The 14158-nt window shown below is 67.4% G+C and carries 6 protein-coding genes; all 6 read left to right on the top strand.

What is annotated here, in order from left to right; translation table 11 throughout:
- The first annotated feature begins 143 nt into the window (after nucleotides 1-143).
- The 6 genes from AC1MFL_RS03925 (at nucleotide 144) to sufU (ending at nucleotide 14150) form a co-directional block, all read left to right on the top strand.
- Nucleotides 144-2888 carry a helix-turn-helix transcriptional regulator gene (locus tag AC1MFL_RS03925; RefSeq protein WP_479813561.1) on the top strand — a complete coding sequence of 915 codons (2745 nt, stop codon included), beginning with the start codon at nucleotides 144-146 and terminating at the stop codon, nucleotides 2886-2888.
- The gene (locus AC1MFL_RS03920) at nucleotides 2875-5583 is read left to right on the top strand and encodes a helix-turn-helix transcriptional regulator (protein ID WP_479813560.1); all 2709 of its coding nucleotides are present in this window, start codon (nucleotides 2875-2877) and stop codon (nucleotides 5581-5583) included. The genes AC1MFL_RS03925 and AC1MFL_RS03920 overlap by 14 nt, the downstream gene beginning before the upstream one ends.
- Nucleotides 5584-6534: 951 nt before the next feature.
- Entirely contained in the window at nucleotides 6535-9318 is a 2784-nt protein-coding gene (locus tag AC1MFL_RS03915; protein ID WP_479813559.1) for a LuxR C-terminal-related transcriptional regulator, read from the top strand.
- A gap of 66 nt (nucleotides 9319-9384) precedes the next feature.
- Nucleotides 9385-12219 (top strand): helix-turn-helix transcriptional regulator, encoded by a 2835-nt coding sequence (locus tag AC1MFL_RS03910; RefSeq protein WP_479813558.1) that lies wholly within the window; start codon nucleotides 9385-9387, stop codon nucleotides 12217-12219.
- Nucleotides 12220-12353: 134 nt separating this feature from the next.
- Complete coding sequence (locus AC1MFL_RS03905; protein ID WP_479813557.1) at nucleotides 12354-13667, top strand: SufS family cysteine desulfurase; 1314 nt, start codon at nucleotides 12354-12356, stop codon at nucleotides 13665-13667.
- A 12-nt stretch (nucleotides 13668-13679) separates the two neighbouring features.
- Nucleotides 13680-14150, top strand: coding sequence for a Fe-S cluster assembly sulfur transfer protein SufU (sufU, locus tag AC1MFL_RS03900; RefSeq protein ID WP_479813556.1), 471 nt, complete (start codon nucleotides 13680-13682; stop codon nucleotides 14148-14150).
- The last annotated feature ends 8 nt before the right edge of the window (nucleotides 14151-14158 follow it).

Genomic DNA, 14158 nt, shown 5'->3' with positions numbered 1-14158 from the left:
CCGCCGCCAGCCCTTGAATTGCTTCCACGCGTCCAGAAATGCCGATATGATCGCTCTACTCTCATGTCGGGGGATAGAGATACGCTACTTCTAAGCGGACGGTATCGGTTTTGCTGTCCGCCAAGCGGTACGAAGGAAACTAGATGTCGAGGGAATCGCTGGGCTGGGGAAATGTTTCCACTACATTGGCACCCGCCGAAGAAGAAGCTTCAACCGGTCCGCTGGACCGGCACAGGTGGACCGGGCTCGCGCGCAATGCCGACGCCGACCGGGTCCGCAACGTCCTGCTCGCGGACGACCGCATGGGCGTCGTCATCACCGGCGACCGCGGCGTGGGCAAGACCCAGGTAGGACGCACTGCGATCGCGGGCTTCGGACCCGATGTCTACACGCTCCAGCTGCGCACCTCCGGACCGGGCTCGGCGACCCCTTACGGGTGCCTGGCCTTCACGCTCGCCCGCCTGCCCCAGAGCTCCCTCGGATCGCCGACCGCCATCCTGCACGGCATCACCTCCCTGATCCGGGACGATGCCGCCGGACGCAAGTGCGTCATCCTGCTGGACAACGCCGGAAACCTGGACGAACTGAGCACGGGCGTCCTGCTCAACCTGCTCCAGACCCGCACCGCGCGGCTCGTCGCCACTGCCCAGCGCACGACGGACCTGCCGCCGGACTTCTACCGGCTCATCACCTCCGGGCAGCTGGCCGAGGTCCGGCTCGCCAACCTCACGGAGGTCGAAACCCTCGAGGTGCTCAAGGCAGCGCTCGGGCACCGGGTTTCCAGCGCGCTGGCGAGCCAGCTGCACCAGCTGGTCGGCGGCAGCCCGACCCTGCTGCAGGCCGTGGTCTCGGAGCAGATCGAACGCGGCAACCTCGTCCTGTCCGGATCCGTCTGGACACTGGTGGATGAGGTGGTCCTCGACGGACGCACGGCGCTGGAGGACATCGTCCGCGCGCGCTATGCACGGGAAACCCCCGTCGCCCGGGAGCTCATCGAGGTGTTGTCCTGCGCCAGGACGCTGCCCTTGGCCCGGCTGGCACGGATGTACAGCCCCGGGATTATCGCGGACATGGAGGATGCGGGCCAGATAGTGGTGGACCGGACGGACCGGCACCGTGTTTCGCTCGGGGACCGCTACCTGGGGGATATCGTCCGCAACTGGCTCAGCGTGGAGCGCAGGCTTGAGCTGCGGGACAAGGTACCGGGGCACCAGCAGGACGAGCTGAATGAGCTGACCGTGGAGGACCTGCTGGCTTACGCCGCCTGGACCCACGACTGCGACGCGCCGCTGGCACCTGCCCACGCCGTGGCGGCTGCTGCCGCTGCCGTTAAACTCTTTGACCCCAAGTTTGCCCTCAAATGCGCCGGCAGCCTGAGCCCGGAGGAACCGGAATGGACCGAGGGGCAGCTGCAGAAGTCCGCCGCCTACCTCCAGCTGGGGCTGCCGCTGCAGGCCATGGCTGCCTTGGACGACGTCTCCGAGGCCCAGCTCAACAGCCTCGGCGCGGAGGCGTACGCGGAACTGATCGCCGCAAAAGCGGACTGCATGGCGTGGCTCGAGGACCGGACCGGGCAGGTCCCCGAGCTGCTCCGGCAGGCCCGGCTGCGGCTCCACGAACTCGGCGAGATCCAGCAGGCAGCGTCAACGCAGGAGCTGACCCGGGCCGGCCTGTGCCTGGACCTCTGCGAATTCAACTACCTCTCCTTCATCGGGGACTACCAGCCCATGATGGACCGGCTCGCCGCGGCGGCCTCCCCGGATGCGGAGGACATCAACCCGGTCCACCGGCTCAGGTCGGGGATCATCCTGATGGAAGCCCTTTGCATGACGGGCAAGGAAATCGATGCCCGCAAGCTGATGCGCGACATCGGCGGGCAGCTGGGGGAATGGTCCAACGTCCCGCGGATCCGCGAGAACTACGCCTGGCGGTCCTTCAACGTGCTGCTGCTGTCCGGACAATGGCGGCAGAGCATCGACATGCTCAAGGACGCCAGCGGCCGGGCCGGCCACGGGCTGCATTCCGGCAGCGCGGCCACTGATCTGGCCGTGGGACTCGCCTACGTCTACGCGGGCCGCGGCTACATGGCCCTCGACCCCCTCCTCGCCGCGATCGCGCAACTCGAAGTCCGGGCGAGCCTGCACTCGTTGCGGCAGGCCTACGCGGCCACTGCCTTCGCCTACGCCCAGACCGGAAATTCGGTGCAGGCCACCGTCTACCTGGACCGGGCCCGGTCAGCCGATGGCCCCGCCCGCTTTGCGGTCAGCAGCTCCGCGGACTTCTGCCTGGACATGGCCTCGCGCTGGCTCGGGGACCCGGAGGCGAAGGACCGGCTGGTCCGTTCGGCCGAGGAACACTACCGGGCAGGCCGCTACACCCTGGCCGGCATCTGCATGCTCGGCGCGACGGTCAACGGCACCACCAAGGACTTCCAGTTCATGGAGGAGATCGCGGCGTTGCGGCAGGGTCCGCTTGCGGAGCTGTCCCGGACGGTTGCGGTGGGCAGCCGCAAGAAGGACGCCGCCATCATGCTCGAAGCCGCAGCCCAGGCCGCGGCCATGGAACTCGACGCAGTGCAGGCCAGATGCGCCGCCCTCGCCTTCGACTTCGCCAAGCTCGCGGGCCTGAGCGGGAAAGCCAGCGCCGCGCACGCCATCCTGGAGGGCCTTGCCGACTCCGTACCGGCGCTGCCGATCATGCCCCGGAACAAGGGGCCGCTGCTCACAGACCGGGAGCGGCAGATAGCCACCCTCGCCGGGAACGGCGTTTCGAACAAGGACATTGCCCTGGCCATCGGCATCTCCGTCAGAACAGTGGAAGGCCACCTGTACCAGGTGTTCACCAAGCTCGGGGTTTCTTCGCGAAGTGATCTGCTTGGACTTATCTAGGAACCGTGCAGCCGCCCCCGACGCGACAGAAGAACCCAAGGACGCCCTGGCCGGGCGGACGGAGGACCTGCGGTCGGCGGTGGAGGCCATCCAGGGGAGCACCCACGTCGCGGCCCTGTTGCTCGGCGACAGCGGGATCGGCAAGACCGCGCTGCTGGAAGCCGTGGTGGAGGAACTGCAGTCGGCTGTGACGCCCGTCCGCATCCACGGCAGCCCTGCGCTGGCGAACGTTCCGTACGGCGTCCTGGGACCCTTCATCGTCGGACTGCCAGTTCAGGATGCCACCTCGCAGCTGGCGGTGCTCAGGACCTTCTGGTCCCGGCTGGAGGAAGAGCGCCGCGTGTCCCAGAAGCCCCTGCTGCTGATCGTCGATGACGCGCACGACCTTGATGAGTCGACGGCCGGGATCCTAGTGGAACTCGCCGCCGCGGGCTGGGCCAAACTTCTTGTCGCCGCGGCCACCCGCCCGGGCCTGCCGGAACCGCTGCTGCAATTGTGGTTTGAAGGCATTGCGGAACGCATCGACCTCCGTCCGCTGACCCAGCAGCAGACGAACGGCATACTGGAACGCGCGCTGGGATCCCGGATACTTCCGAACACCGCAGAAATCCTCTGGGAAGCCTCTGAAGGCAACCCGCTGCTGCTCAGCGGGCTGATCGATGACGCGAAGAGTGACGGTTCACTGCTGCAGCGCAACGGAGTGTGGCTGCTGACGCGTCCGCTCAACAGCCACGGGGACCGCCTGACCGACGTTGTGCGCCGGCAGTTGCTCCGGCGCTCGCCGGAAGAACGCCAGGCCCTGAACCTGATTGCCCTGGCCGAACCAGTGTCCCGAGAGCTCATTGAGTCGACCGTGGGCGAGGTCCCGGTGGCTGCACTAATCGAGCACGAATTGATCCGCGTCACGCCGGCACCACACCCTCAACTGCGGTTGTGGCACACAATCTACGCCGACACGCTCCGCAACCTGATTTCGCCGGCGCGCAGCCTCCAGCTGCGCCAGAGCCTCCTTCGGCTCATGGACAGCGAGCCGACGTCTGCAGAAGGCCTGCTGCGCCAGGTGAGCTGGTCCCTGGAATGCGGGGCAGAAGTGGATGACCGGCAGCTGCTGCGCGCAGCCGTTTTGGCCAGCCGGCTCTACGAGGACGAGCTGGCACGCAAGGCCGCAGCACTGGTCAAGGACCCGGAACTGCAGGTGGCGGCACGGGCCGTCACGGCACGGACCTACTTCAACACCTCGGACTATGCGGCCGCCCGGGACATCCTGGAGACCGATTTCGCCAAGGGACACAGTGTGGCTGTGCTGCTCACCGGAACCCTGATGTGGGCCGCGGTGCTGGCCGCTCTCGGCCATTCGCCGGCCGAGATCATGGACCGCGCCCGGGCCCTCCTGGCGGCAGGGGAGCGGCTGGCCAGCGAAAATCCGGAAGATGCCGAAGTAATCCTCGGGGCCACCAGGGAACGCTACGCCACCATGCAGGCCATGGTGTCCGCGCTGGCAGGCGAGTACCCGGACGGTGCCGGCACGGGGACCGAACCGGAGGCCGAACCGCCGGCCAACTCCCTGGAGGCCGCGTTCAGGCTGGCCCTGGAATCGGAGCAGCTCCTGGTGCAGGGCAAAGCGGTCCAGGCGTTCGCCGCGGCGTCCAAGGCCCTGGAGACGGCAGGCACCGGACACGACGAACTGTACGTCCTGACGGAGTTCCTCGTGGCCCGGGCAGCAGCGGCCGTGATCCACGGCGGCGACTGGGACGCAGCCGGAACCCTCCTGGCCGAAGCGGCCGCCGGCCAGGGACCGAACCTCATCTCGTTCGGCGGGGGAGTCCACGCCGCCCACGGCATCATCCTGCTGTACCAGGGCAAGGCCGCCCAGGCCGTCAACACCCTCAGCGCGGCGCTGGAATCACTGCGCCTCGCGGATCCCCAGCAGCTCTTTGCCCTGACGGCCTCGATGGCCTTCGCTGCGGCCGCTGAAGTCGGCGCCAAAGACAGGGCCGCAGCATTCCTCGGAGACTACGAGGCAGCGCCGCGGGCCGTCTCACGCTACCTGCGCATCCTCTCACAAATGGCAGTCACGTACGGAAAAGCCCGACTTGGCAAAAACCCGGGTACCGTCGACGAGCTCCGGGCGCTGGGCCGGCCGCATGGGGATGCTTCCACGGCCGGCCTGGAGTTCGATTCGCTTTCCTTCTGCCTCGCCCTGGGGGACCGGAACTCCGCTTCCCGGCTGCTTGAACTGCAGCCTGGTCTGGAGGGTCCCCGGGCTGCCGCGATCTGTCGCTATGCGGCGGCGATCAGCACCGATCGGGCCGGGGACTATCTGGACGCAGGCAAGAGCTGCGAAGATGCCGAGCTCTGGGGCTTTGCGGCCCTGGCCTATGATGCCGCTGCGAACAGCTTCCGGACAGCCGGCGACACCCTGCGGGAGCGCATGGCGATGTCCCAGCGGAAGCGGTGCCTGGACAGGGCAGACAGCGTTGATGGCCAGGAACAGGAAACCGAGACCGACGCCCTCGGTTTGCTGACACGGCGTGAGCGCGACATCGTGGCACTGGCCGTGCGGGGCCTCAGCGACCGCCAGATCGCCGCCGAACTGCAGGTGTCCATCCGGACAGTCGAGGGCCACTTGTACCGCAGCTACGCCAAGCTCAACGTCAAGGGCAGGGATCAGTTGCCTGGAGTGTCCCCCTCATAGCCTCCCGCCCCTTTTCCGCCCGCCGTGGCCTATTTCCGCCCGCTGTGGCGCCTTTCCGCCCACCGCGGCGCCCCGGATGTCCGGCGCCCGGAAGGATCCACCCGCCGCTGCCCGCCCGGCGTGCGTAGCTCGCGGGGTCCGGCAAGTAGGCTCCAAGCCGGCCGGGTATGGGGACCGCGTAGCCGGACCGCGGAAGCGTTGGAAGCCGGCCGCCAGGACAAGTACCTTCGATCGCAGTTCGTTCGGAAGCCGCCATGAATTCGAGTACGCACTACCGGTGCGCGGCCGGCGTCCCGTTCGCTAGATTGTAGTCAGCACCAGGAACCACACGACAAAGGACTTTGAACGTGGAGCCATCAACGCAGATGCGGCCCAGGCCCTCCGATGAAGCTGCCAGGACCGCAGATGTGGGGAATGACGGTCCGCGCTGGTGCCATAGACACTAAACATATTCCGAAATGGTCTCCCGAAATGGTTCCCGCCGAGTGCGTGAACCCCTTTGACGGAGCCGACGGCGTCGGAACCTTCTGAGACCGAGGTTCCTCCCCCCAGCCGCCGTCGGCTCCCTAAAGTTTTCAGTGGCCCCAGTCCTGGCTCGGCCGCCCGCAGGCCGGGCGGCCGTGCCAGGACTGTGTAGGCATCGAGCCGCGGAAACAGGGCGCAGAAGAAGGGCCCAAACGGCGGCCGTCCGGAGCCCGCCGAAACAAGGCCCAACGGCAGCCGTCCGGAGCCGCAGAATCAGCCCAAACGGCAGCCCTCCGCAGCCTTCGCCCAGGGGGCGGCGTCCCGCGGCGAAGAGCGCGCCGGCGCCCGCCACGCGGACGGGCCTGACTACTTGGTTTTGATCACCGCACTGCCCGCGGACCCTGAGTACATCCGCGTAGCCCGGGTCAAAACCCTGCGCTGGTAATCGAGTAGCGCATACGCATCCCTAACTTTCCTGCGGTCAATATGTTGGAGCTATCGGTAGTCAATACTTTGATTGCGAAGGTCTCTCTCATGTTTCAGCAAGAAGCCGGCCTGTCTTCGGGCAGCGGCAGAACAGATGTGATTTCAGCCGCCCAACGCCAGGGGAAGGCGTGGCAAGGGAAGCACTACACACGACACAAAACCGTTGTTGACGTAGTTGCGGCACTGACCTCGGGATCCGGTTGCGGGGCGGTGATTGTGGGGGAACACGGAGCCGGGAAGTCCTTTATTGCCCAGCGGGCCCTCGAAAAGCTCGGTGACGAGTACCTGGTGGTTCAGGTCCGGGGCAGCTCCATATCCTCCAAGCTCCCGTATGGCGCCCTCAGCGTACTGCTTAACGAACTCGACGCCTCCCACCTTGAGCACCCGCTGATGGTGCTCCGGGGCCTGACCCAGTTGCTCCATACCCGTGCCCAGGGCCGCAGCGTCGTTCTCTTTGTCGACAACGCCCATGACCTGGATGAACTCTCCACCATGATGGTTGCGCAGCTCTGCGCCGGCGGCCACGTCCTGCTGCTTGCCGCGTGTGTTGACCTGCCCAATCTGGGCAGCGACATCATGGGTCTCTGGAAGGACGACCTGCTGCGCCGGGTGGACCTTGGTCCCTTCGACTTCCGCGAAACGGCGGACAGCCTCGCCCAGGAGTACGGTGGACACTTCTCCCACGCCGCGGCACGCGCGCTCTGGAACGCCAGCGGCGGCAACGCGCTCTTCCTGCACTCCCTGGCGCGGGAGCAGATCAAGCTGGGAACGATTGTCCGGCACGAGGACTCCTGGGTTCTGGGGGACCGCCCGGTGGCGCTGGCCGGTGAAATCCGGGACGTGCTGAAAGCCCGCCTCAACCGGCTCAGCCCGGGGCAGCGCGATGTATTTGAACTCTTATCGCTCGCCGGAGCCCTGCCCCTGCAGACCCTGATGAGCGTCTCCAAGGCGCAGGACATTGACACCCTCCAGGAGCGCGCGCTGATCCGCGTCAGCCATGAACATCCGCCAATGGTGAGCATCGCCAACCCGGTGACTGCCGGCATCGTCGCCAGCGTCGTTCCGCCCGGCCGCAGCGCGGAGCTCCGCCGTCGGCTCGGGGCTGTGCTCCAAGACCTGGACCTGGAGGAATATACGGGATCCACCGCGGTCGCGTGGGCACTGGACTGCGGGGAAGAGGTGGATCCCCGGCTTGCCCTGGCCGCGGCCCGCCTCGCGAACAACGCGTCCGACCCGCAGACCGCCCTGCGGTTCACCCGGGAGATCGCCGGACGGGAAAAGCTGGCGGATGTGGCCGTTGAATCTGCCCGCGCCTTCATCTCCTTGCACAACGACGAAGCAGCCCGAAGAACTCTCACTGACGTTGAACAGCGGGCCGGTGACAGTCTGGCATTGGACCAGTGGGCCGCCCTTCAGCTGCTGTGGGCGGAGCTGGACAGGCGCAGCCCCGTGGCGGCGTCAAACGCACTGGCCAGGCTGCAGGAGATCGAGCTGCGGCTCACGATGTCCGGGGATGCCGGGGCGAAGCTGGGCCCCGTTGCTGAGCGGGTACGCCTGGCATATGCCGAGCTCGCTGTATTCGAAGGCCGGTACGGTGATGTACTGCAAATGTTCCAGGATGTGGATTCCACCGATCTGGGCAGCGAAGCCAAGATCATGGCGGCGAGCCTGCTGTGTGAGGCGATGGCTGTCACCGGAGACATCCTCGGCGCTGTGGGGCTGGGCAGGCAGGTTATATTCGCCGCCGGCACGCTGGATCTGGCCGATGGGTCGATCCGGGATGTCAGGGGCCGGTTTCTGCTTCTCCTGCTGCTCTCGGCAAAGTTCCGGGAGGCCGCGGAATTCATCGCCGCCACCTCTGAGTCCTGGGACGAGCAGGCCAGGCTGGGCGGCATGTTCGAGATCGGGCAGGGGATCGTCGACCTCCACCGGGGTTACCTCACCCGGGCAATCCAGCGGCTGCAGGCCGGGGTATGGCAGCTCAACGTGCACGATCCGGATGCTGTGGCCGGTCTCGCATCGGCCGCATGCGCCTATGCGTTCGCGCTCCAGGGCGACGAGGAAAAAGCCGGGGCCCTGCTGATGGAAGTCGAGGAACCCATGCCGCGGGCATCGTGGCTCGTAAATCGGATCACGCGGTATTTCGAGCTGTCCGCCAAAGCGGAAATCGGTCAGAAGACCGAGGCACTCCGCGCGCTGAAGCAGGAAGCCGACACTGACGCCGAAGCCTCCGCGCTTGCCACCGGGCTCCAGTTCCTCTCGGCGGTGGCCAGGCTGGGGGACCGCCAGGCCGGCCAAAAACTGAGCGATCTTGCGGGCCAGGTTACGGGGCACTTCGCCGGCCTGTGCTCGCGCCTCGCAGACGGGCTCAAGGATGCCGACAGCGAGGAACTGCTGGCCACGTCCAAGGACGCCGATGCCGCCGGACACGCCGTCTTCGCCCGTGACGTGACGAGAAAAGCTGTCAGCTGCGCCAACGACGCCGGGAACCGCATCTCCCTCAGGATGGCCCAGCGCACCCAGCAGTCCCTGGAAGACCGGTTCGGGAATCCGAGGAACGGTGTGCTCTCCCTGCTGACCTCCACATTGACGGCCCGGGAATCCGAGGTTGCGGTCCGGGCGGCCGCGGGTACCTCCAACCGGAAGATTGCCGATGAGATGCACGTATCCGTCCGCACGGTTGAGGGACATCTGTACCAGGTGTACGCCAAACTCCACGTCGCAAGCAGGTCGGAGCTCAAAGATGTCATCTCCGGACCCGTGGAACACGCCCGCCTCGGCTAACCGACCCGGCCCGCCAGTGTCCAGGCCCGTTCGGGAACCGCCGCGCCGCAGCAGGGAGGGCGGCTGGTGGAAAGCCTGACTGAGTCCGCCACGCTGGTTGGCCGCTCCGGCATCGTGAAGGACATTGTCAGATGCCTGCGCGACGAGGGGAAATCCGGTGCCCTTATCGTGGGCAACCCGGGCACGGGGAAGACGGCAGTTTCCCGGGCGGTCATCCGGGAACTCCGGCCGCATACTGCCGTGATCCGACTCGCAGCAACTCCGGCACTGTCGGCCGTGCCGTTCGGTGCGCTGTCGCCCTATCTCGGCCAGCTGCCCGCGCACGACCTGGACTCCTTTTCCGCCGTCGTCAAGGCCGTGACCGACAATATCAAGGCGCAGCCCAGCCGGCCGCTCTTCGTGATCGACGATGCCCAGTGCCTGGACCGCGGGACAACGCAGCTTGTCGCCCAGGCCGTTGCCACAGGTGCCGCCAGCGTGCTGGCCACCTGCCGGCCGGGTTTGCTGATCCCCGAGGAATTCCTGGCACTCTGGGATGACGGGATCCTGGCGAAGTTTGACCTGGAGCCGCTCACCCGGGCCGAGGTGCACCAGCTCTGCGAGCAAGTCCTCCGCGCCGATGTCTCGCCCTGGGCCAGCGCAGTGTTCGCGGATGCGTCAGCCGGGAATCCGTTTATGCTGCTTTCGCTGATTGAACACGCCCGGAAGACCGGGGCCCTGGGGCTGCGCCACGGCATCTGGTTCCTCCTTTCAGCTCCCGGCATGTCCGATATCCCCGTCGCTGACCTGATTGGCCACGAACTGCGGTCGATGTCGCCCGAGGAAAGGACAGCTGCCGCCATTGTTGCCTTGGCCGGACCACTTTCGCTCGGCCAGCTCCTGGGATTTGGCGGCCCGAAAGCCGTCGACGCCCTGGAAAGGGCCGGCATCATCAGCGTTTCCCGCAGCGGCGACCGGACCGTGCGCCCCGCGAGTCCCCTGATCGGCGAGATCATCCGCCGCTGGGTGCCGGCCGGCAGGAGCGCGGGACTGCGTGCCAGCTTCGTGTCACTTCCGTCGGGAGCAACGGTGCCCCCGGACGCATTCCTCAACCGGGTCCGGTGGGCGCTGGACTGCGGGGCTGTCGTCCCGGCGGACCAGCTCCTTAAAGCGGCGTGTACGGCTAATGCCAACCTTGATGCCCCGGCCGCGCTGAGGACCGCTGAGGCCATTTCCGACGATGCGATGATTCCCGAGGCCCGGCTGCAGATCGCCTATGCACGGTATCTGCTGGGCGACCGCGAGCAGTCCGAGAAATTCCTTCAGCTCGCGGAACCCCTCATCAACGAAAGATCCCGCTATCTGGCGGCGCTGTTGTCCGGTCGCCTGGGCGGAGCTGCAAAGGCGAGGGCAACCGGCGCCTCCTCCGCCGGTGCCCCCGGGCCTGCACCCCCAACAGGACCGGCCGTCTGGCCGGCCGCCGCAGCGGCTCCGGCCGGGGGGCCTGCACCCCCAACAGAACCGGCAGCCTGGCTGGCCGCCGCAACGGCTCCGGCCGGAAGCGAAACGGCAGCAGCAGTTCCCGCTGTCGCGGCACCCGAGGTCGGCTCTCCGCGGGCCGGCCATCCGGCCGCTCAAATCGATGCCGCGGCGGGCCCGTCGTGGCTGGATCTTGCCCCGGTCGCCGGTGCAGCGGGAATCCCCGGCAGCCAGCTGAAAGGCAGCCATGAGGACCGGGAGGGCAGGCTAAGCCGGCTGGTCGTGGCCGCAGGGGAGCGGCCCGAAATCAAGCTTCCGGCGGAATCGCTGCTCGCCGAGCTGCTCTGTGCCAAGGGCAGGGTCGTGGAGGGCGTTGGGCTCGCCCGCGATGCCTGGCAGGGGGCGCAGGACTGGGGCGCGGCCTTGCCGCTCGTCTACGAAGACCTGCTGGTCCGTTACAGCCTGAGCTTGAACTGGGCGGGGGAGTGGGAGGCGCTCGCCGCTGCCCTCGATGAGTACGAGGCTCATTACCCTAGGAGGCTGTTGCTTAGCGGGGGCATCCTGCACCTGATGAGGGGCCTCGCCCGCGTCCGTCAGGGACGCATGCCCGAGGGCATTGCCGAACTTGTTCTCGGCGTCGAGGAACTCACGATTGCCGACCCCTGGGAGCTCCTGCCGCTGGCCCATGCCGTGGCAGCCTATGCCGCGTCCGTGGTGGGTCACATGCGGGAGGCTGAGGAGCATGCGACCGCCTTCCGGCTGTCCCGATACCGGGGGCCGGGGGCCGTTCCGCTGCTCGCCGAGGCGTATTCCACCGCGGCCAGCGGGGCACCCGGCGGGGTTGGCGATGTCAGCAGGAGACTCACCGGCCTGGCAGCGGAGGCCAAACGGCAGGGATTGCGGGCGGTGGAGACAGACATCAGGAGGCTTGCCGTGCGCCGGGGAGACACCGAAGCCGCGGACGGCCTTGCCCTCAGCAGCCTCGCGGTCGAGGGGCGGGAAGCCGGCATGCTGCACGACTATGCGCTCGCCGTGCTGCATGCCGACGACGCCGAACTCGTCCGGATCAGTGACAAGGCACTGCGTGCCGGCTACGTGCTGCTGGCACTGGAGGCGGCGCAGCAGGCGGAACGGTGCCTGGCCGAGACCACGGACAAGCGCAAACTGCTGGCCGTCCAGCGCAAGATCCAGAACCGGATGACTGCTGCCGGGATGGCTGCCCACATTGACCTGGTCCGTCCGGAGCAGGACGCGGAACTGACGGCACGGGAGACAGAAATCCTGGATCTGGTGTCCGGCGGTGCCACGAACGCCGAGATCGCCAGCCGGCTCTGCGTGTCCCAGCGGACCGTGGAAGGACACCTTTACCGGGTCTTCGCCAAACTCGGCGTCAGCCGGCGGGTTGACCTCATTGACACCGGCGGCGATTCCCACCGGCCCTGAGGCCCCCAGCGGGACACTCCGGGTCCCGGTCGGAACCACCCGCCGGCCGCCCGCGGAACCGGCTGCCAACCAGGGGGTGCCGTTCCGTGGGATGATGGACAGTAGTCCATTTCACCCGATCCGAGGAGACCAGCGTGGCATTTACGGCGACGTCAGAGTCCCAGGCACTGCTCACGCCTGCCCTGGGCGACGACGAGGTGTTGCGGATCCGCAACGACTTCCCCATCCTCTCCAGGTCCATGGGCGGGCACGCCCTGATCTACCTGGATTCCGGGGCCACCTCGCAGAACCCGGTCAGCGTGATCGAGGCCGAGCAGGAGTTCTATGAGCAGCGGAACGCCGCCGTGCACCGCGGGGCCCACCTGTTGGCGGTCGAAGCCACGGACTCCTTCGAGGACGCCCGGGAAACTCTTGCTGCTTTCCTGGGCGCCGGGGCCGATGAGATCATCTGGACCTCCAACGCCACCGAGGGCCTGAATCTGCTCAGCTACTCGTTCCTGAACGCGTCCCTCCCGGGCGCCGGGGCGCCGGCGGCACAATTCGCGCTGGGCGCCGGCGACGAGATTGTGGTCACCGAGATGGAGCACCACGCAAACCTCATCCCGTGGCAGCAGCTCGCGGAGCGGACCGGCGCGACCCTCCGGTTCATCCCCGTCGACGATGCCGGCGTCCTGGACCTCGAGGCCGCCGCCGGCATCATCAACCCCGCCACCCGGGTCCTCGCCTTCAGCCACGCCTCAAACGTCCTGGGCACAATCAACCCGGTTAAAACGCTCGTGGCGATGGCCCGCCAGGCGGGCGCCCTCACCGTGCTGGACGCCTGCCAGTCCGCGCCGCACCTGCCGCTGGACGTGAAGGACCTCGGTGTGGACTTCGCGGTCCTGTCGGGACACAAGATGCTGGGGCCCACCGGCATCGGCGTGCTGTACGGCCGGTCCGAACTGTTGAACGCGATGCCGCCGTTCCTCACCGGCGGATCGATGATCACCACGGTGACGATGGAACGTGCCGCGTTCCTGCCTTCGCCGCAGCGCTTCGAGGCAGGCACCCAGAAAGTCTCCCAGGCCATCGCGCTCGCCGCGGCGGCGAACTACCTCACGGAGACCGGGATGAGCCGCATCCATGCCTGGGAATCGCTGCTCGGGCAGCGCCTCGTCGAGGGTCTGGCATCGATTCCCGGCATCAGGGTCCTCGGCCCGGCCCCGGGACAGGACCGGATCGGCCTCGCCTCCTTCGACGTCGCCGGAGTGCACGCGCACGACGTCGGCCAGTTCCTTGACAGCAAAGGAATCGCGGTCCGGGTCGGACACCACTGCGCGCAGCCGCTCCACCGCCGCCTGGGTCTGACAGCCACCACCCGGGCGAGCACCTACCTGTACAACACAACGTCTGATGTGGACGCTTTCCTCGCGGCTGTCGCCGAGGTCCGAGCCTACTTTGGAGCCTAAGGATTTTTCCGCATGAGCCTTGAACAGCTGTACCAGCAGATCATTCTGGAACACGCGAAACTGCGTACCGGCAGTGGACTGGCGGAGGCTCCTGTTCCGGCGGGGGCGTCATCCGGGCAGTCCCACCAGCTCAACCCCGTCTGCGGGGACGAAATCACCGTCCGGGTGGCGGTGTCTGAGGGAAAGGTCGCCCAGCTGCGCTGGGACGGGGCGGGCTGTTCGATTTCCATGGCCTCAGCCTCCGTGCTCGCCGACCTCGCCGAAGGAATGGACGTCGGCAGCTTCACGACGGTCATCGACAACTTCCGCGAAGTCCTGCGGTCCCGGGGGAAACTGGCCGCGGACCCCGAAATCCTCGGCGACGCGTCAGCCTTTGAAGGCGTTTCGAAATACGCCGCCCGGGTCAAGTGCGCCATGATCTCCTGGGTGGCGGCCGAAGACGCCCTCGCCCAGGCACTGGCGCCCAGCCCCGCGGCACCCTAGCAGCGGCC

The organism is Arthrobacter sp. BG3 (assembly GCF_056680185.1).
This window is presented reverse-complemented; position numbering and strand designations above follow the sequence as displayed.

Bases quoted from the DNA above. Each gene is read 5' to 3' on its own strand.
- sufU (WP_479813556.1), top strand. From the start codon at position 13,680: ATGAGCCTTGAACAGCTGTACCAGCAGATCATTCTGGAACACGCGAAA.
- AC1MFL_RS03915 (WP_479813559.1), top strand. From the start codon at position 6,535: ATGTTGGAGCTATCGGTAGTCAATACTTTGATTGCGAAGGTCTCTCTC.
- AC1MFL_RS03925 (WP_479813561.1), top strand. From the start codon at position 144: ATGTCGAGGGAATCGCTGGGCTGGGGAAATGTTTCCACTACATTGGCA.